Source organism: Acidovorax sp. ST3, assembly GCF_003231145.1.
Lineage (GTDB): Bacteria > Pseudomonadota > Gammaproteobacteria > Burkholderiales > Burkholderiaceae_C > Acidovorax.
Genome location: NZ_QKVP01000006.1, coordinates 337,210 through 356,400, shown reverse-complemented (window position 1 = coordinate 356,400; position 19,191 = coordinate 337,210). Strand labels below are relative to the sequence as shown.

The window sequence follows — 19,191 nt, the reverse complement described above, 5'->3', positions numbered from 1 at the left end:
AAGCAGGTGTAAGCTGTTCGACGTTGAAGTGCGCTGGCATGCATCTATCTACAGAGAGGTAGCAGGGATTGCACCAGCCCGGCCAGATCTGCCTGCCGGTGCAAACCTGTCTTGCGAAGCAGGTTTCTCGAATGGGTGCGCGCTGTGTGCCAGGTGCAACCCTGAGCGGCAGCGAAATCCTTGACGGTTTGGCCACGTGCGAGCGCCAAGGCCAACCGGGCTTCGGTGTCTGTCAGGCCCAGCAGCATCGCCAACTGCTCTGCATGCAAAACCGCGTCGGCATTGGCAGCCCACACCAGTAGTGCGTAAGGTTGGGCATGGCAGGCCAGCGCCAGCACATGGGTGGCAGCCAGGGGCAACACGTGGACATGTGAAATGCCGTGGGCGCTACCGGTTTCCTGTGGCAGCCGCACTGTGGCACCTTGAACCGCCCGCCCCCTCTGCCCGGTCGCGCTGGCAATGCGGGTCTGCAAAACAGCCTGTGCTGCTGCGTCGCTGGCCTCAATGCAGCCGTGGCGCACACGCAGTTCCGGGTGGCTGCCAGGTACCTGGGGGGCTGCCAGGCTGCGCTGTGCGGCCGGGTTGAGATGCTGCACCCTGCCCGTAGCGCTCACCACAGCCAGGGCCTGCGGCAACGTATCCAGTGCGGCAAACCCCAGCGCCGCTTGCGCGGCAGTGCGCGCCATGTGTACGCGCAGGCGCGATGCGCGCACCAGATCCGGCATCAGCTGGTGCAGCCACTGCTGCGCCGCGTCACCAAAGGGCTGTTGGTCACGCTCGCGTATCAGGCACACCCATTCACGTACCTCGCCATCGTCATATACCGGCATACCCAGCGTGTGGCGGTAGCCCAGTGGCTCAAGCCAGTCCGCGTAAATAGCATTGCGCGACATGTCGCGCGCCGAGAAGTGGTGGTGATCCAGCAGCAAGCCACCCACGGGCAGGGTCATCACCAGCGGAATGCGGGGGTCGTGCGGGGCGTGATGTTGTTCGTACTCAAGCACCTTCTCAGGTGGCGGGGCGTCGTTCGCCAGGCCGCCCAATACGCACTGGGCGTGGTGATCCCACGCCACATGGTGAAAAACACCGCTGTCCGTGCCCGCACGCAAACCGTCCAGCGCCGAAAGCCAAGCCTCGGGCTGCAAAACGCCTTCGTACAAGTGGCCCAGCAGGCGGGCATGTTCTTCTCGCATGCGTATTCCTTATCCCAAGGCGGCCAGGATGAACTGGATTGGATGGCTCTTCTGCGATGTGCACGGCTCGCTGTAGCCTTTTGTAACCGCTTATCTCCATTCTCACAACAAAGAAATGCGAGGTAGTGCCTACCTCAATTGCGGTATGGCGCTTGGGCGCCTTCCTCGGCAGCATCGGCAGCTAATCGTTTCAAAGTGTAGAGGTACAGCCCGCGCACCTTGTGGCTGTTTTACGAATACGGTGCCGCCCCTCCCGTAGTCATGGACACCAAGATCCATGCAAACGTCAAGAAGAAGCTATGAATATGAGAGCATTTGCCGCAGATCCAGTGGTCGCTGGAGCCGAAAATCAATCGGAAATCCGCCCCTGGTGGCTGCGCTGGCTGGTGGCCTTGTGCCTGCTGTGGGGACTGGGTGGCACCACTGCGGCCTGGGCGGTGAATGCGTGGCAGCCCACGGGGCCCTGGGGCGGTAACGTTCGAGCCATGGCGCTGCACAACGACGGCCAGACGGTGTTTGCGGGCACGAATGGCGGTGGCGTATTCAAGAGCAGCGATGGTGGCGCGAATTGGGCAGCAGCCAGCACGGGGCTGGGCAGTCGGATCGTTTTTTCTCTGGCGCTGCACAGTGACGGCCAGACGGTGTTCGCGGGCACAGATGGCGGCGTCTTCAAAAGCAGCGACGGAGGGGCGAGCTGGGCAACGGCCAGCACGGGGCTGGGTGATCAGATCGTCTTGTCCCTGGCGCTGCACAGCGACGGCCAGACGGTGTTTGCGGGCACCTTTGGCGGCATTTTCAAGAGCAGCGATAGCGGCGCGAGCTGGGCGCTAGCCAGCACGGGGATCGGCAATGATGTGGTGTCGCTGGCGCTACACAGCGACGGCCAGACGGTGTTCGCGGGTACGGCTGGCGGCGGCGTTTTCAAGAGCAGCGATGGTGGCGCGAGCTGGGCGGCGGCCAGCACGGGGCTGGGTGATCAGATCGTCTTGTCCCTGGCGCTGCACAGCGACGGCCAGACGGTGTTCGCGGGCACCTCAATGGGCGTTTTCAAGAGCAGCGATGGTGGCGCGAGCTGGGCGGCGGCCAGCACAGGGATGGGCAATTGGTTTGTGAGGTCCCTGGCGCTGCACAACGACGGCCAGACGGTGTTTGCGGGCACGGATGGCGGTGGCGTTTTCAAGAGTAGCGACGGCGGCGCGAGCTGGGCGGCGGCCAGCACGGGGCTGGGCAGTCTGAGGGTGTACTCTCTGGCGCTGCACAGCGACGGCCAGACGGTGTTCGCGGGTACAGCAGGCGGCGTTTTCAAGAGCAGCGATGGTGGCGCGAGCTGGGCGGCGGCCAGCACGGGGCTGGGCAACCGGGCGGTGTGGTCCCTGGCGCTGCACAGCGACGGCCAGACGGTATTCGCGGGGACCGAGGGCGGCGGTGTTTTCAAGAGCAGCGATGGTGGCGCGAACTGGGCGGCGGCCGGCACGGGGCTGGGCAATCAGAATGTGTCGTCCGTGGCGCTGCACAACGACGGCCAGACGGTGTTTGCGGGCACGGATGGCGGTGGCGTATTCAAGAGCAGCGATGGCGGCGCGAACTGGGCGGCGGCCAGCACGGGGCTGGGCAATCTGAGCGTGTCCTCCCTGGCGCTGCACAGCGACGGCCAGACGGTGTTCGCGGGCACTTATACCGGCGTTTTCAAGAGTAGCGACGGCGGCGCGAGCTGGGCGGCGGCCAGCACGGGGCTGGGCAGTCTGAGGGTGTACTCCCTGGCGCTGCACAGCGACGGCCAGACGGTGTTTGCGGGTACAACAGGCGGCGTTTTCAAGAGCAGCGATGGCGGTGCGAGCTGGGCGGCGGCCAGCACGGGGATGGGCAATGATGTGGTGTCGCTGGCGCTGCACAGCAACGGCCAGACGGTGTTAGCGGGTACAGCAGGCGGCGGTGTTTTCAAGAGCAGCGATGGCGGCACGAGCTGGGCGGCGGCCAGCACGGGGCAGGGCAATCAGTTTGTGTACTCCCTGGCGCTGCACAGCGACGGCCAGACGGTGTTTGCTGGCACGAATGGTGGCGGCGTTTTCAAGAGCAGCGATGGCGGCGTGAACTGGGCGGCGGCCAGCGCGGGGCTGGGCAATCAGGATGTGCGGTCCCTGGCGCTGCACAGCGGTGGCCAGGCGGTGTTTGCGGGCACACAGTTCCGCAGCGCTTTCAAGAGCACCAATGGCGCTCTCTCCAGCGAATCGCGCCTGCGGGGCCTGGCGCTGGAGGCTGGCGGCCCCGTGACCCTGTCCCCTGCGTTCAGCAGCAGCACGTTGAGCTACACCGCCACGGTACCAGCCAGCAGCGCCACACTCACCCCCACGGCTTGGATCGGTGATGCGTCCATCGCCATCAATGGCACGCCGGTAGCCAGCGGCGCAGCATCTGCCGCGCTGCCCTTGAACCTGGGCAGCAACACGTTAAGCGTGGTGGTGACCTCGGGTGACGGAACCACCACCCAGACCTATACCGTGACGGTGACGCGCGTCGGACCGCCGGGCACCCCCACCGGCGTGAGCGCCACGCCCGGCGCTGCGGGCAGTGGCACGGCCACGGTGAGTTGGACAGCGCCTGCCAACAACGGCAGCGCCATCACTGGCTACACCGTGGCGCCCGCCGGCACGGGCGCTGCCTGCACGGCATCGCCGTGCATGGTCTCCGGTTTGGCCACTGCCATGCAGTACAGCTTTACCGTGGCTGCCACCAATGACGCAGGCCCCGGCACTGCCTCTGCCGCCAGCGCCCCGGTGTGGTTGCAAGGCACGCAGGCCATCAGCTTTGCACCGCCCGGGGCGCAGAACTTTGGCACTACGCCTGCCCTTTCGGCCACGGGTGGTGCCTCGGGCCAGGCGGTCACATTCACGGCCTCTGGCGTGTGCAGTGTGGTGGGCAATGTGCTCAGCTTTGCCAGCGCGGGTAACTGCACCGTCAACGCCGATCAGGCAGGCACCAGCGCCTATGCGGCGGCCAGCACCGTCAGCCACACCTTTGCCGTCAATGCGGTGGCACCGGGAGCCCCCGCGCTGGGGGCCGTGGTGGCGGGCAATGGCCAGGCCACGGTGAACTGGGCCGCGCCGATCAGCAATGGCGGCCGCGCCATCACCGGCTACCGTGCCGAGGTGGTGGGTGACAGCGGCAAGTTCTGCACCACGGCGGGCACCAGTTGCACCATCAATGGCCTTGCCAACGGCACGGCCTATGCCTTTGCCGTCACGGCCACCAATGGCATCACGGGCAGCGCGGCCATCACGGCCAGCCCGGTCACGCCGCAAGCGCCGCAGTCCATCGTTTTTGGCCCTCAGTCCAACCAGGGCTTGGGGGCCACGGTGCCTGCGCTGTCGGCCACCGCCACATCGAACCTGGGCGTGGCCTTTGCCAGCACCACGGCTGCTGTCTGCAGCGTATCGGGCAACGCGGTGACTCTGCTGGCTGTGGGTACGTGTTCCATCGAGGCCACGCAGGCGGGCAACGCCGCCTGGCTGGCCGCAGCACCGGTGGTGCAAAGCTTTGATGTGCTGGCAGTGGTGCCAGGCGCTCCCACCAGCGTGGTGGCGACGCCGGGCAATACCCAGGCCACGATCGCCTGGGTAGCTCCGGGCTTTGACGGCGGCAGCGCCATCACCGGCTACCGTGCCGAGGTAGTGGGTGATTCGGCCGGGCACTGCGCCCCGGCCGCGCCGACGACAGGCACCAGTTGCGTGATTTCTGGTTTGGCCAACGGCACGGCATACACCTTCCAGGTGTTTGCCATCAATGCGGTGGGGGACAGTGCTGCCTCTGCGGCCAGTGCCAGTGCCACGCCGCAGGCACCCACCCCGCCCCAGCCGCCTGGGCCTCCGCCCGTGACGCCACCCACAACGGGCAATGTCAATGTGGCCCCCGGCGCCTCTGGCAGCTTGACCGGCGCGGGGAGCGCCACGCTGGGCAGCGGCGCGACGCTGACAGTACAGACCGGCGCAGCAGGTAGCACGGTGACGCCGCCCACCGGAGGCAGCGCCACCGTAGTGCTGGGCGGCAGTGGAGGCAGTGTCACGCTGGGTTTGCCGGCCGGGACTCCCCCCGGCATGGCGGTGGTGTTGGCCCCCGTGCCAGGTCAGGGGACGCCCGTGCTCGGGCTGCAGTCTGGCAGCCTGGTGATCGGCAGCACCTTGCCTGGCCAGGTCCTGCTGGATATTGGGCCTGTGGGCGCAGGCGGTGTGGCCAGTGGCCAGCAAGTGGTCGCGGGGCCCGGGGGCGCGAGCATTCAGGTCCAGCATGGGGCTGGCGGAAGCGGCGGAACTACCGTGCTGGTGCTGCAAGGCAGCGCCACCTTGCCCTGCGGAGTGGTGTGTCCCGGCCCAAGGCCTGGAGAATCCGCGCCCTTGATTACCCTGCTGCAAGGTGAGCAAGCAGTGGTTGGCGCTCAGGGCCTGGTGCAGCGGGTTGCTGTTCAGCAGCTGTCTTTGTTGTCGCCCCCTGCATTGCCGGGGCTCATGCTGCCAACACCTTTGCCGGCTCTCGATGACACGCCTCCGGCGCGTACGCCCGGCCTGACCTTGCTGGCGCAGGCTCAGGCTGCCTTGCAGGCAGCGCTGGGGCCTGTCGCCAGCCAAGACTTGCAAACCCCAGGCAATGCCATCTGGTCTTGGGAGGGAGGGTTGGTTCTGGGCCTGCTGCCCTTGGGTCTGCCGCAGGTGGATCTGACCCTGCCCGAGGGCGCGAGCCTTCAGCCCGACGGAACGTTGCGCGTGGTGCATCAGGGGCTGGTGCAGCGCTTCGGTCCCGCTCCAGCCAGCCTGGAGGCTGCCACCCAGGCGCTGCGTGCGCTGTTGCCACAGGGCACTTTTCGGATTGCCGACACCGGTGTTTGGTGGTTAGAGTCCGCCAATGATGCGCCGCTGGTCGTGCGCCCAGACTGGGTGGCTGAGCGGGGAGTCCCGCAGCCGCCGTTGGTTCATCGGTTTGAAACCGATGCAACGGGGCGGGTGTGGTTGATGCAGGCCGACGGGCTGCGCATGATTCTGCATGCCGCGCTGGCGGAGCCTGGTGCGCTGCTGACCTTGCTGAACGCGGTGGATTCGCAGGCCACGGTGCAAGTGCAAGTGAATGGGCTGGTGCGTGTACGGCTGGCAGGGCAGAACTATTTGCTGACGCCCGTGCCCACCTTGCAGCCCGCATCTGCTCAGCAGGCGGGCCAGGCAGTCTGGCTGGATGTGGTGCAGGAGCAGTTGATGCTGCACATGCGGGTGGGGGATGGCCGCTGGGTGCAGTCGTTGGTGGTGTCGTGGGCACCCTGAGAGAGGGTGGGTTCTGTTTTTTAACCAGAAGGGAATGACATGATGAAGAAGCGGGTGGTAGTTCGTGCTGTCGTCTGTGCCGTGGGTATGTTGATGGGTTCGGCTTTCGCTGCGCCCCAGGCACCCACTGCCGTTGAACTGATGGACTGGGCGCAGGCCCAGCTGGCGGAATTTTTTCCTGGCAGGTTGCCCGACCAGGTGGGTGACGGTTTCGTATTCCGGGGGCCCTATGCCACGGGCAATTTCATGGGGGTCGCGGGTGGCACGGTCTATGTGCTGGGGCCCGCAACGGGTGGTCAGCTATTGCCCGTAGGTACGCTGGCGAGCCTGGCCTGTTCCGTCAAGCCTGCCAGTTGCCAGCCATCAGATGCGCAGGCTTTGGCGCAGGCGTATTTGGCCAAGGTCGATGCAGCACATGTGTCGGACGTCACTGGTGCCATGTTGGTGCCGTTGGCCGACGCCTGTTACTTGCATTCGGGGCGTACCCGCGCTTACGAGATGAATCTGCTCGACAACGATGAAGCCACGCGCACGGGCACCAACCTCAAGCGTGGCTCCTCACGGCGGGCTTTGCAGGTACTGGCGGAGCGATATCTCATCAATCCCGACGGTAGCGCTCGCCGTGAAATCGACGTGAAGTACGACCTGGTGTACTCCGATGGCACGGTGGTACCCCAGAACGAAACCCTTATCCAAGGTAGCTCTGCGGGCAGCCGGATGGCGGATGGCAGCGTCTGTACTACACCGCAGGTGTCGCAGGATCTGCGAGTGTTGGGCAATCGGCGTGTTGTCGAGACTTCTGTCACGTCGCTGAACATGACGCTTGACCGTTACAAGCTTTCCGACGGTACTCCGCTGACCACCAACGCCCGTCTTTATCGCAATGAGATCCGCTTCAATATCGTTGACCATGCCAACGTGGCGACTTATGCCACGATCAGTGGGCCAGGCATTGTGGGCTCGGCGTACAAGTTGATTTCACCCCGGCTGTTGCGCGCTGCGCCCGAGTTTGCTGGAAAGTATGGCAGTTTCGTGGATTGGAAGGATTCGGATGCCTTCATGGCATGCCGCATCGGACCCACCAACAACAACTATGCAGACGCCGAGCAGGCGGACTGCGTGACCCATGGTGCGGGCAGCAGAAGCTGGCGCTCAAACACCACTGTCGCAGCCGATGCGGATACACAGTTCGCGAGCTTCGGGTTCCGTGCAGGCGGCGTATACACCATCAAGGTCTACAACGATGATGGCTGGAAAACCGTGAATGGACAGCAGGGCAAAACGCCTATCGCTACGTACACCACAACTTTGAACCGTCTTCCCGCCAGTGCTGTGGCGCTGGACGCTGGCGGCAACTCGGCCTTCGGCAATTCAACTGTGATGGTGTCGAATCTTGCTGACGGGGGCAAGCGTTTGCAGGCAACGGAGATTCGCAAAGCCAAGATCGACGGCAAAGAGCTTCCTTTCACCGGTATCTACTTTTTTGCCCAGGGCCGAACTGCTCTGTCGACCAACACCAACTTCTATCCCGGTAGCCGGATGGATGTCAGCACTTCTCCCGCTATGGGAGGCAGTGCCGTGACCTTGGAAGTTCCTCCTCGGCCTGCAGCGATGACTGGCCTTACTTATTATGAGTACGGTACATCCTGGAACGACCTGAACGGGTACTCCGTGCGCCGTATCGTGTCGTTTGAGTAATGCGCAGTGACAGGGCATATTGCCCTGTCACTCAGGCGGTGAGAGGCTCTTCCTGCATGGCCTCGATCTGCTCGATCAGCATGTCCACCTGCCCGCGCCAGTAGTCGCTGCTGCCAAACCACGGAAAGTTCGCGGGGAAGATCGGGTCTTGCCAGCGGCGCGCCAGCCAGGCGCTGTAGTGGATGAGGCGCAAGGTGCGCAGCGGCTCGATGAGCGCCAGCTCGCGGCGGTCGAAGCTGCGGAACTGTTCGTAGCCGTCGATCAACACACCGAGCTGGTGGGTGCGCTGGCGCCGGTCGCCCGACAGCAGCATCCACAAATCCTGCACGGCCGGGCCCATGCGTGCGTCGTCCAGGTCCACAAAGTGCGGGCCACCCCGACCCCATTCATCCAGCGGGGTCCAGAGGATGTTGCCGGGGTGGCAGTCGCCGTGCAGGCGGATCTGCGTGGCATTATTCAAGCCAAATGTGCCTGTAGCGCTAGTGGAATATGCGCTGGTAGCTATCAAATCAAGAGCTTTGTCGCACTGTGTCTTCCAGGCGGCTTGCATGTCGAGCGGAATGATCTCGTTCATCAACAGCCAGTCGCGCGATGCGGTGCCAAAGGTGGCCAGGTCCAGCGTGGGCCGGTGGGCAAAGGGCTGGGCGGCGCCCACGGTGTGGATGCGGGCCAGAAAGCGGCCGATCCATTCCAGCACCTCGAAGTCGTCCAGCTCGGGCTGGCGTCCGCCGCGCCAGGGGCTGACGGAAAAGGCAAAGCCCTCGTGCTGGTGCAGGGTGGCGCCGTTCAGCACCAGCGGGCCCACGGCGGGCACCTCGGCCGCCATCAGCTCGGCGGCGAAGGCGTGTTCTTCGAGGATCTGCGCTTCGCTCCAGCGGCCCGGGCGGTAGAACTTGGCCACCACGCGCTGGCCGTCTTCCAGCGTGGCCTGGTACACCCGGTTTTCGTAGGACGACAGGGCCATGAGGCGGCCGTCGCCATACAGGCCCACGCTGGCCAGCGCGTCCAGCACCTGGTCGGGGGTGAGGCGGGCGTAGGGGTGTTGGTCGTTCGAGGCGTTGGCAGCGGTATCGGGGGGCAATGGGGTCATGCCCCATTGTCGCCGCCGCGCCCTTGCCGGCCGCGCATAGCGTTTCAGCCAGGCAGCAGGGTGGCGATATGCCCCGCTCGCGGGTCGCCGCTGCCTGCCAACACGGTGGCAAACAGGGCCTGCGTGGCCTGGGGCCCCGCATGGCGCTGCACCACCAGCCAGGGCTGCGGCCCGGCCGACACGGCGGTGCTGAACTGGTTCCAGGCCGCGACCAAGCGGTCGTTCAGGCCCTGCGCGCCCCAGTCGGTATGGCGCTTTTTGACCTGGGCGGGCGCAAAGAACATCACCGGGCGCGGGCCGGGCAGCTGGCCGACGCCGCCCAGATCGCTCACATGGCTTGCACCCACCGAGCAGCTGTAGGCCAGGCCGGTGAAGTGGGCGTGAATGCGCTGGCGCAGGCCCACGCTGCCCGCAAAGTCGATGTACACGCTGGGCGGGGCGCCGTCGAGGGTGTCCAGTGCGTCGTAGGTGACCACGCGGTGGTAGCAGCCCAGACTCTCGCAAAACGCCACATTGCCGGGCGAGGTGAGGCCAATGACCTCGATGCCCTCCCGCTGCGCAAGCTGGAAGGCCGTACCGTAGGCGGTCTTGCTCGACGCGCTGGACAGCAGCATGCGCTTGGCGCCATAGAACTGCTGGTCGGCCAGAAAGTCGTCGATGAGCCACGAGGTGATGAACAGCGGCCGCAGCAGCGCCTGCACGTCTTCGTTGTCGGCGCGGTATAGCCCGTCAGTGCTGGTGCGCAGGTAGTGGTTGTAGACCGCATGCAGGCCGGCGCGGTGCGGGGCGCCGTCGCTGAAGCCCGTGGGGTTGACGCGGTCTGGCGACAGCACGGCCTGGCTGGCCATGGGCCAGTAGCCATACAGCCGCTCGCCCACGGCCACGGCCGGGTGCAGCGACTGCACCACGGTGCCAAAGCCCCACACGGGCACGATGCCCCAGCCGGCCTCGCCGGTGGGGAAAAACTGCCAGTAGTTCAGCATGTCGCCCAGCGCGGCGTAGGTGATGTTGTTGGCCGTGAGGGCAAACGACTCGACCCGCACGCGGACCTGGCCTTCGGCCAGCGGGGTGTCGTCGGTGGTGATCAGGCTGGTGGTGGCCAGCTGGTCCTGGCGCACGAGGAGGGTGGTGGTGCTCATGCCGCGACGCTAAACCAAAGCGTGCGCGCGCTCAAGCGATGCGCGCCGCCTGGGCGACAGGTGCGCGGCGTGTCGGTGCGCCAGATTGCTAACGGGCTCAGTCCGCCGTGGGCTGCGCCAGTTGCTCGAAAGGCAGCGCCTGCTTGACCAGGATGACGGTGCAAGGCGCGTCGCGTGCCACGCGCATGGGCACGGTGGCAAAAAAGCGCTGGGTCTGCAGCCCGTGCGTGGCGGCGCCCAGGATCATCATGCTCACGTGGTTGCTGGCAGCGTAGCGCACCAGCGCCTGGGCCACGTCGCTGGCTTCGAGCACGTGGTAGCTCACGGCATGGCCGGTCAGGTCCAGCCCCTGGGCCCACTGGCGCAGGCGGGCCATGTGCTGGCGGTGCAGCGTGGTCTCGCTGCGCTCGCTGTCACTGGTGCTGCTGGCGCCGGGCGACACCACCGTCACGCAGGCCAGCCGTGCGCCGGGGCGAATGCCCAGCGACCGGGCCACGGCCTGGCGCAGCGAATACAGCGTGGCGTCCGTCACGTCGGCATGGGGCACGGCCACCATGAGGATGGGCGTGTCCTCGATCTGCTGTGAGGGCAGGGGGCTGGGCGTGTAGTGCATGCCCGCCGCGCGCAGCCAGCGGCGCAGGTGGGTGCGCAGCGGCGTGCGCTCGGTGCGCTCGCCGCGTTCGGTGATGAGCACCTGCTCGGGGTGGGACAGGTCGAAGGCCAGGTGCGCTGCCGAGGGGTAGCGGCTTGCGGCCTCGGGCTCCAGGCAGCGCAGGATGACCTCTTGCAGCCAGGGCGGAATGTCGGCGCGGTGCTTGCGCGGCGGCGCGGGCGTCATCCACAGGCGCTGGCGCATGCCGCCGCTGGTGGTGGGGGCGCCAAAGGGCAGCTCGCCCGTGGCCAGTTCGTACAGCATCACGCCGATGGCAAAGATATCGCTGCGCGGGTCGCCGCGCACGCCCACCACCTGTTCGGGCGCGATCCAGGCGGGCGAGCCCACGGCCTGGCGCATCTCCTCGGCCAGCAGGTCGGGGTAGTGGGCGTGGCACGAGAGGCCAAAGTCCAGCAGCACGGCCGTGCCGTCGTCCTTGATGAGCACGTTGGCGGGCTTGAGGTCCAGGTGGCACACGTTCTGCTGGTGCAGGCTGTGCGCCGCGTGGGCCGTGGCGGCGCCCAGGCGGGCTATGGTTGCGATATCGCAGCGCCCGGGCGCTTCGTCCAGCCAGTGCTGCAGTGTCTGGCCGGGGATGTACTCCATCACCAGGTAAGGCAGCCGCACCAGGTCGCCCGCCGCCACAAAACGCGGCACATGCGGGCCGCTGAGCACGGGCAGGATCTGCAGCTCGACCTCGAAGCTCACGATGTTCTCGGCCCCGTCGCCCGCCGTCATGCGCGGGATCTTCATCGCCATCGGAAAGCCCGGGCTGCGGTCGGTCTGGGCGTATTCCACCGCGTAGATGTGGGCCATGCCACCCGCGTGGATGCAGTCCACCACGCGGAAGCCGTCGATCTCGGTGCCGGGTTCAAGCAATTTCATGTCGGTTCTTCCTCGTGCTGCCTGCCGACCACGCCGCAAGAAACTGGCATACCCTGAGCGAGGGACGCCGCGCAAGGGCCGCCCCGCCGCGCTGGCGTCGTCCCCCTGCCCGCAGCGCGCAGCGATGTGAGAGCGGGGGGAAGCGGCGTAGCCGCTCAGGGGGGTGTCGCATCCCTACTGGCCCTTTTCCAAGCGGTCGGCATAGAAGCCGGGCAGGCCCGCCGCGCGGATGGCGGCGGCGGCGGCCAGGTGGTCGTAGGGCACGCGGTAGAAGGTGATCTGCCTGGCGGTGTCGTCAAACAGCGCGTACATGGCCCGCGCATCGCCATCGCGCGGCTGGCCCACCGAGCCCACGATGCCCAGCCACTGGCGGTGCGTCGGCACGGGCACGGGCACGCCGGGCTCGGGCGCAAAGCGCATCAGCTTGGCCGTGGGCGTGAGGAAGTACAGCACCTGCTCGTGCACATGGCCGCAGAACACATAGCGGATGGCGGGGTCGATGCCTTGCGCTGCGGTCATGCTGCGCTCGGCGGCGTTGGAGTCCTCCACATACCGCCACTGCGCGGGCATGTCGGCACTGGCGTGCACCAGCAAGGCGCTGCTGCCCAGCCGCGCCGTGAGCGGCAGCGACTGCAAAAAGGCGATGTGGCTGTTGCCGAGCTGGTCGTGCGTCCACTGTGCGCCCAGCTCGCTGCGGTTGCGTGGGTTGGCAGGCGGGGCCAGGGCCATGGCGTCATGGTTGCCCAGCACACACAGGGCACCTTGCTGGGCCAGGTCGCGCACCTGCTCCACCACGGCCACGGGCTCGCCGCCGTACCCCACCAGGTCGCCCAGCAGCGCAAATTGTTCGGCGCCCTGTGCGCGGGCGTGTTGCAGGCAGGCGTCCAGGGCCTGGCGGTTGGCGTGGATGTCGGACAGCAGGGCGATTTTCATGGTGTTGTCTCCAACCCCATCATCGCGCGTGTCGCTGAATGCCAGCTTGCAGGTGGCAGTGCCTGCGTGGTTTCAAAGCAAAAATAGCTGCCAGCGCTTGTTAATCAAGCGCTGGCAGCTATGGTTTTGGTAGCTCAGAGGCTACGCTGTGCGGTGGCTGGTTTGTCCAGCGCCAGCACTAGGCCCAGCGCAATGATCGCGGGCAGCGCCTGGCTGAAGAAGATCTTGGGCGCTGCGGTGGCGGCGCCAAACACCCCAGCCACGATCACGCAGGCCAGGAAGAAGATCTTGAACACCCGGTTGCCGGTGAGCAGCCCAAAGAACAGGCCCGCTGCCAGAAAACCGTTGTACAGCCCCTGGTTGGCCGCCAGCGTCGTGGTGGCGTCGGCGAACTCCTGGGTCAGGTTGAAGGTCTTCATGCCCTGTGGTTTGTTCCAGAAGAACATTTCGAGCACGAGGATGTACACATGCTCGATGGCCACCAGGGCCACCGCGATGCGGGGAAGCAGCTGGCGACCCATCGTCTTAGACGATCGTGATGGTCACGTCGATGTTGCCGCGCGTGGCGTTGGAGTAGGGGCAGACTTGGTGGGCTGCATCCACCAGCTTCTGGGCCGTGGCCTTGTCCATGCCGGGCAGGCTGATGGCCAGGCGCGCGGCGATGCCGTAGGCGTTCGGGATGGGGCCCAGGTCCACTTCGGCGTCGATGGACACGTCTTGCGGCACGGGGATGCCGATCTTGCCGCCCACAGCCTTCATCGCGCCGATGAAGCAGGCTGCGTAGCCGGAGGCAAACAGCTGCTCGGGGTTGGTGCCGGTGCCGGAGGCGCCGGGCGAGGACAGCTTGACGTCCAGGCGGCCGTCATCGGTCTTGGCGGCGCCATCGCGGCCACCGGTCACGTGCGACTTGGCGGTGTACAGGACTTTTTCGAGCTTGGTCATGGTGTCTTCCTTGCGGTTGTTGCCCACGGTGGGCGGTGGAGGGAATCGGTTCTGGCGGTGTCGTTGCGTATTTCTGCAGGCCGTCAGCGTTGCTCGCTGAGCCGGTCTCGCAACTGCTTGAGTTCAATGGTCAGGGCGGTCAGCTCGGCAATCGAGCATTGGCTGCTTTGCAGCACACACTGCGGAATGGCCTCGGCCTGGTCGCGCAGCGCGCGGCCCTCGGCCGTGAGGGTGATGCGCACGCGGCGCTCGTCCTGCACATCGCGCAGCCGGGCAATCTGGCTCTGCGCCTCCAGGCGCTTGAGCAGCGGCGTGAGCGTGCCGGAGTCGAGAAACAGGCGCTCGCCCAGCTCGGACACGGTCACGCCGTCCTGCTCCCACAGCACCAGCATCACGAGGTACTGCGGGTAGGTCAGGCCGATGCGGTCGAGCAGGGGCTTGTACAGCTTGGTCATTGCCAGCGAGGCGGAATACAGCGCAAAGCAGACCTGGTTGTCCAGCCGCAGGATGGCGGGGCTGGGAGTGAAGGGGGTGCTGGGGCTGGGCATGGGGTGAATTGTGGGTGAAAATTAAATTGCGTGCAATTGAATTGTGAAAAACTTTGTTAATTGATGGGATTGTGTGGGTGGGGGAGCGGCGCCGCGCCATCGGTGTTACTCGCGCGTCCCGCAGGCGCAGGCGGGGCGGTGTGCCCCCGTAACTTTCAAAAAAATGCTATCAATAGCGTAGCTGCTAGCGCTTTATAAATAAGCGCTAGCGGGAGATCTGGCCTGAAATTTGACGCAAGGTGGTTCGGCCGACGGCGAACCACCAGGACCTCAGCGCCCGCTGAACTGCGCGGGCCGGCGCTCGACAAACGCGCGCACGCCTTCGGCCGCGTCCTCGCTGTTGGCCAGCTGCTTTTGCACGGGGATGAAGTCCGCCACCGCCGCCGCCTGCCCCTGCTCGATAGCCTTGAGTACGTTGAGCCGCGTGGCCACCACGGCCAGCGGCGCCTGGGCTTCGATGCGCTGGGCAATCTGCAGCGCTTCCTGCAGCTCCTGGCCTGCGGGCACCACTTTCTGCACAAAGTTCAGCCGGTACGCCTCGGCGCTGCCGAACTCATCGGCCGTCAGCAGGTGCAGCAGCGCATTGCCCGTGCCCGCGCGCTCGGCCATGCGCAGCGTGGCGCCGCCCGTGGCCATGATGCCGCGCTGCACTTCCATCTGCGAGAAGCGGCAGTTGTCGGCCGCCACCACGATGTCGGCGCCCAGCATCAGCTCGATGCCCACGGTGAAGCAGATGCCCTTGACCGCCACCACCATGGGCTTGGTGCGGCGCCGGTAGCCAGGCAGGCCGTAGTCGTGCGGCTCCACCAGGCCTTCGGGGATGGCCTTTTCGCCGCGCTGCATGTAGGCGCTCACAGCGGGCAGGTCGAGCCCGGCGGTGAAATGGTCGCCAAACGCATGCAGCACGCCCACACGCAGGGCGGGGTCGTCGTCGAGTCGGGTGTAGGCCTCGGCCAGCTGGCGGAACATGGGGGGCGTCCAGCCATTGCGCTTGGCCGGCCGGTTGATGCCGATCAGCAGCACATGGCCGATGACCTGGGTGTCGATGTTGCCCTCGGGCGGGGGCGTGGTGGGGGTGATGTGTGTCATGGGCGCGGTCTCCTGGCCCATGATTGAAAACGTATCACGCACAGCGCGCCGTCTCAATTGAGACAGCACATTCCATTAGGGGTGCTGTTCAGCAGACGGACTGCGCAACTGGCGCAGCGCGATACCAGTGCCCCTGCGCAAGGGCCGCCCCGCCGCGCTGGGGGCGTCCCTCTGGGGGGAAGGCGCGAAGCGCCTCAGGGGGGGTTAATAGGAATACACGCCCTGGCCCGTCTTGCGGCCCAGGCGACCCGCAGCCACCATTTCCTTGAGCAGTGGGCAGGGGCGGTACTTGCTGTCGCCAAACTCGGTCAGGTACACATCCATCACGGCCAGGCACACATCCAGGCCGATCATGTCCGCCAGCGCCAGCGGGCCGATGGGCTGGTTGCAGCCCAGCTTCATGCCGGCGTCGATGTCCTCGGGCGTGGCCAAACCTTCGGCCAGCACGAAGAAGGCCTCGTTGATCATGGGCACCAGGATGCGGTTGACCACAAAGCCGGGCGCGTTTTTCACGGTGATGGGGCTCTTGCCCAGCGCCTCGGCCAGGGCCTTCACGGCGTCGTGGGTGGCGTCGCTGGTCTGCAGGCCGCGGATGATTTCCACCAGCGCCATCATGGGCACGGGGTTGAAGAAGTGCATGCCGATGAAGCGGTCGGCGCGGCTGGTGGCGGCGGCCAGCTTGGTGATGGAGATCGAAGAGGTGTTCGAGGCAATGATCACCTCGGGCGCCACGATGGCGTCCACCTGCTTGAGGATCTTGAGCTTGAGCTCGTAGTTCTCGGTGGCGGCCTCGATCACCAGTTGCGCGGCCTTGAGGTCGTCGTAGCTGGTGGAAGTCTTGATGCGCGCCAGGGCCGCAGCCTTGTCGGCTTCGCTGATCTTTTCCTTCTTGATCAGGCGGTCCAGGCTGCCAGCCACGGTGGCCAGGCCTTTTTGCACTGCAGCATCCGAGATGTCGACCATTACCACGTTGATGCCCGACACCGCACAGGCCTGTGCAATGCCGTTGCCCATGGTGCCTGCGCCGATGATGCCTACGGTCTGAATCGTCATATAGAGAGCCCTCTTCAAAGTGAAACGGATGGACGGAATGGTAAGGGGAATCGCACGACCGTTCGGTTATCGTGCGTCAAACCTGAACCAACAAGCCGCTGCGCAGCATGGCGGAGGAGACACCACAACATGTTCGACTACATCGTGATCGGCGGCGGCTCGGCAGGCTCCGTGCTGGCCGGCCGCCTGACTGAGAACCCCGCAGTGCGCGTGTGCCTGCTGGAGGCGGGGCCTGCCGACAACAGCGTGCTCATCCACTGCCCGGCCGGGCTGGCCGTGATGGCCAAGTTCGAGCTGAATGGCTGGGGCTTCAACACCACACCACAGGCGGCGCTGAACAACCGGCGCGGCTACCAGCCCCGTGGCAAGGTGCTGGGAGGCTCCAGCTCGATCAACGCCATGGTCTACATCCGAGGCCAGCATGCGGACTACGACCACTGGGCCGCGCAGGGCAACCCGGGCTGGGGTTGGGAGGATGTAAAGCCCTACTTTCTGCGCGCCGAGAACAACGAGCGCGGTGCCAACGACTGGCATGGCCGGGGCGGTCCCTTCAACGTGGCGGACCTGCGTGCGCCCAACAGGTTCAGCCAATACTTCACCGACGCCGGTGTGCAGGCCGGGCACCCGCACAACACCGACTTCAACGGCGCCACGCAGGAAGGCGTGGGCCTGTACCAGGTCACGCACAAGAACGGCGAGCGCCACAGCGCGGCCAAGGGCTACCTCACGCCCCACCTGGCGCGGCCCAACCTGCAGGTCATTACCGGTGCGCATGCCACGCGCATCCTGTTCGAGGGCACACGCGCCGTGGGTGTCGAATACCGCCAGGGCGGCGCCTTGAAGCAGGTGCGGGCGGGACGCGAGGTGCTGCTGAGTGCAGGCGCACTGCTGTCGCCGCAGCTGCTGATGTTGTCGGGCGTGGGGCCCGCGGCACACTTGCAGCAACACGGCATCCCGGTGCTGCACGACCTGCCGGGCGTGGGCCAGCACCTGCACGACCACCCCGACGTGGTGCAGGTGCTGGACGCACCCGAGCTCAAGGACCTGTTCGGCCTGTCACTGTCGGGCATGGCGCAGACGCTGCGCGGCATTGCCGAATGGCGCAAGCACCGCACGGGCATGTTGACCACCAACTTTGCCGAGGCGGGGGGCTTCATCAAGAGCGACCCGTCCGAGCCAGCGCCCGACCTGCAGCTGCACTTTGTGATCGGCAAGCTGGTGGACCACGGGCGCAAGACCGTGTTCGGTCATGGTTACTCGGCCCACGTGTGCCTGCTGCAGCCCAAGAGCCGGGGCTCGGTCACGCTGGCCAGCCGCGACCCCATGGCCTTGCCTTTGGTGGACCCGAACTTCCTGGCCGATCCCGATGACATGGCGCGCATGGTGCGTGGCTTCAAACGCACGCGGGAGATCCTCATGCAACCGGCGCTCGCGAAGTTCGGCGCCAAGGAGCTGGCGGCCTCGGCCAGTGCGCGCAGCGATGCGGAGATCGAGCAGTTCATCCGCCAGTACGCCGACACCATCTACCACCCCGTGGGCACCTGCCGCATGGGGCCCGGGCCGCTGGATGTGGTGGATGCCGAACTGCGTGTGCATGGCCTCGCGGGCCTGCGTGTGGTGGACGCGTCCATCATGCCGCGCATTGTGAGCGGCAACACCAATGCGCCCACGGTGATGATTGCTGAAAAAGCGGTGGACCTGCTGCGCGCTGCGCCGTGAACGATTTCACGTTTGGCGCCCGGAACGCGATTTTTAAGGTTTTCAAAGGGTCTGTTTAAGGAGTTTTTAACAGGCAAAAGCGCGGCGAATTTCTAGACTTCTTTGCATGGAAACGGGTGCATGGTGCACCCGGCCCAGCGCCCAAAAAAAGGCGCTGAAAGAGCCCACCGGGGCCATGAAAGAACGTGATGAAGATTGATGCCCGCGAAATTGCCGCACTGACACAAGCCCAGCCCGCCGCCCCCCGCATGGACATGTACGCCAGCATCCACAAGGCGCTGCGCGCCTTCATGGCCGACACGCTGCTGGGCCTGGGCCGCACGGATGTCGAGGACGACCTGGAGTTTGCCCACACCTGCGACCGCGTGATGCAGCTGCTGGACCTGTGCCGCGCCCACCTGCACCATGAGAACCAGTTTGTGCACGCCGCCATGGAGGCGCGCCAACCCGGATCCAGCCAGAGCATTGCCGGTGAACATGTGGAGCACGAACAGGCCATCGTCGCTTTGGCGGACGGTTTAAACCACCTGATGGCCTGTGCCAAGCCCGCACGCCCCGCCGCCACCCAGGCCCTGTACCGACAGCTGGCGCTGTTTGTGGCGCACAACTTTGAGCACATGCACGAGGAAGAGACTGCGCACAACCGCGTGCTCTGGCAGTGCTACACCGACGCAGAACTGGCGGGCGTGCACAACGCGCTGGTGGCCTCGATCCCGCCGCACGAAATGATGGTGGTGGCCCGCTGGATGGTGCCCTACATGTCACCCGCCGAGCGCACGGCCATGCTGTCGGACATGAAACAACATGCGCCTGCCCCTGTGCTGGCAGCGGTGCTGGCGCAAGTGCAGCCGCACCTCACGCAGCCTGAGTGGACCAAGCTGATGCGCAGCCTGGGCCTGCCGGTGGTGCCGGGTCTGGTGCACTGACTCTGAGAAATCAGTGGCGTG

14 protein-coding genes are annotated in these 19,191 nt (G+C 65.9%); 4 read left to right on the top strand and 10 right to left on the bottom strand.

The features are described 5' to 3' along the window. Positions 1 to 44: 44 nt before the first annotated feature. A complete protein-coding gene (locus DNK89_RS20380; protein WP_110961594.1) occupies positions 45 to 1,193 on the bottom strand; it encodes a LuxR family transcriptional regulator in 1,149 nt (382 codons plus the stop codon). Positions 1,194 to 1,498: 305 nt separating this feature from the next. On the opposite strand from DNK89_RS20380, the gene DNK89_RS20375 reads away from it, so the two are divergent. Together DNK89_RS20375 and DNK89_RS20370 are read left to right on the top strand one after the other, a co-directional pair. Continuing rightward, a complete protein-coding gene (locus DNK89_RS20375; protein WP_161958963.1) occupies positions 1,499 to 6,496 on the top strand; it encodes a fibronectin type III domain-containing protein in 4,998 nt (1,665 codons plus the stop codon). Between the two features lie 42 nt (positions 6,497 to 6,538). Continuing rightward, on the top strand, positions 6,539 to 8,194 hold the full coding sequence (locus tag DNK89_RS20370) for a hypothetical protein (protein WP_110961592.1): 1,656 nt from the start codon (positions 6,539 to 6,541) through the stop codon (positions 8,192 to 8,194). Between the two features lie 31 nt (positions 8,195 to 8,225). Here the strand turns inward: DNK89_RS20370 and DNK89_RS20365 are convergent, their stop codons facing one another. The 9 genes from DNK89_RS20365 to DNK89_RS20320 all read right to left on the bottom strand — a co-directional run bounded on the left by DNK89_RS20365 (position 8,226) and on the right by DNK89_RS20320 (position 16,525). Further along, entirely contained in the window at positions 8,226 to 9,284 is a 1,059-nt protein-coding gene (locus DNK89_RS20365) for a serine/threonine protein kinase (RefSeq protein ID WP_110961591.1), read from the bottom strand. A 44-nt stretch (positions 9,285 to 9,328) separates the two neighbouring features. Then, complete coding sequence (locus DNK89_RS20360; RefSeq protein ID WP_110961590.1) at positions 9,329 to 10,423, bottom strand: DUF2855 family protein; 1,095 nt, start codon at positions 10,421 to 10,423, stop codon at positions 9,329 to 9,331. Between the two features lie 97 nt (positions 10,424 to 10,520). Next, complete coding sequence (locus DNK89_RS20355) at positions 10,521 to 11,960, bottom strand: bifunctional serine/threonine-protein kinase/universal stress protein (RefSeq protein ID WP_110961589.1); 1,440 nt, start codon at positions 11,958 to 11,960, stop codon at positions 10,521 to 10,523. Positions 11,961 to 12,134: 174 nt separating this feature from the next. After that, positions 12,135 to 12,893, bottom strand: coding sequence for a metallophosphoesterase (locus tag DNK89_RS20345; protein WP_110961588.1), 759 nt, complete (start codon positions 12,891 to 12,893; stop codon positions 12,135 to 12,137). 134 nt (positions 12,894 to 13,027) lie between these two features. Next, positions 13,028 to 13,414 carry a DUF1304 domain-containing protein gene (locus DNK89_RS20340; protein WP_110961587.1) on the bottom strand — a complete coding sequence of 129 codons (387 nt, stop codon included), beginning with the start codon at positions 13,412 to 13,414 and terminating at the stop codon, positions 13,028 to 13,030. Positions 13,415 to 13,418: 4 nt separating this feature from the next. Continuing rightward, positions 13,419 to 13,835, bottom strand: a complete 417-nt coding sequence (locus tag DNK89_RS20335) for an organic hydroperoxide resistance protein (protein ID WP_110961714.1) — start codon at positions 13,833 to 13,835, stop codon at positions 13,419 to 13,421. Positions 13,836 to 13,918: 83 nt separating this feature from the next. Then, positions 13,919 to 14,383 (bottom strand): MarR family winged helix-turn-helix transcriptional regulator, encoded by a 465-nt coding sequence (locus DNK89_RS20330; protein WP_110961586.1) that lies wholly within the window; start codon positions 14,381 to 14,383, stop codon positions 13,919 to 13,921. Between the two features lie 270 nt (positions 14,384 to 14,653). Continuing rightward, the gene (locus DNK89_RS20325) at positions 14,654 to 15,472 is read right to left on the bottom strand and encodes a crotonase/enoyl-CoA hydratase family protein (RefSeq protein ID WP_110961713.1); all 819 of its coding nucleotides are present in this window, start codon (positions 15,470 to 15,472) and stop codon (positions 14,654 to 14,656) included. A gap of 204 nt (positions 15,473 to 15,676) precedes the next feature. Continuing rightward, on the bottom strand, positions 15,677 to 16,525 hold the full coding sequence (locus DNK89_RS20320) for a 3-hydroxybutyryl-CoA dehydrogenase (RefSeq protein WP_110961585.1): 849 nt from the start codon (positions 16,523 to 16,525) through the stop codon (positions 15,677 to 15,679). 129 nt (positions 16,526 to 16,654) lie between these two features. Between DNK89_RS20320 and DNK89_RS20315 the strand changes: the two genes are divergently transcribed. Further along, a complete protein-coding gene (locus tag DNK89_RS20315) occupies positions 16,655 to 18,244 on the top strand; it encodes a GMC family oxidoreductase (RefSeq protein ID WP_110961584.1) in 1,590 nt (529 codons plus the stop codon). Between the two features lie 188 nt (positions 18,245 to 18,432). After that, positions 18,433 to 19,170 (top strand): hypothetical protein, encoded by a 738-nt coding sequence (locus tag DNK89_RS20310; RefSeq protein ID WP_110961583.1) that lies wholly within the window; start codon positions 18,433 to 18,435, stop codon positions 19,168 to 19,170. Positions 19,171 to 19,191 lie beyond the last annotated feature (21 nt).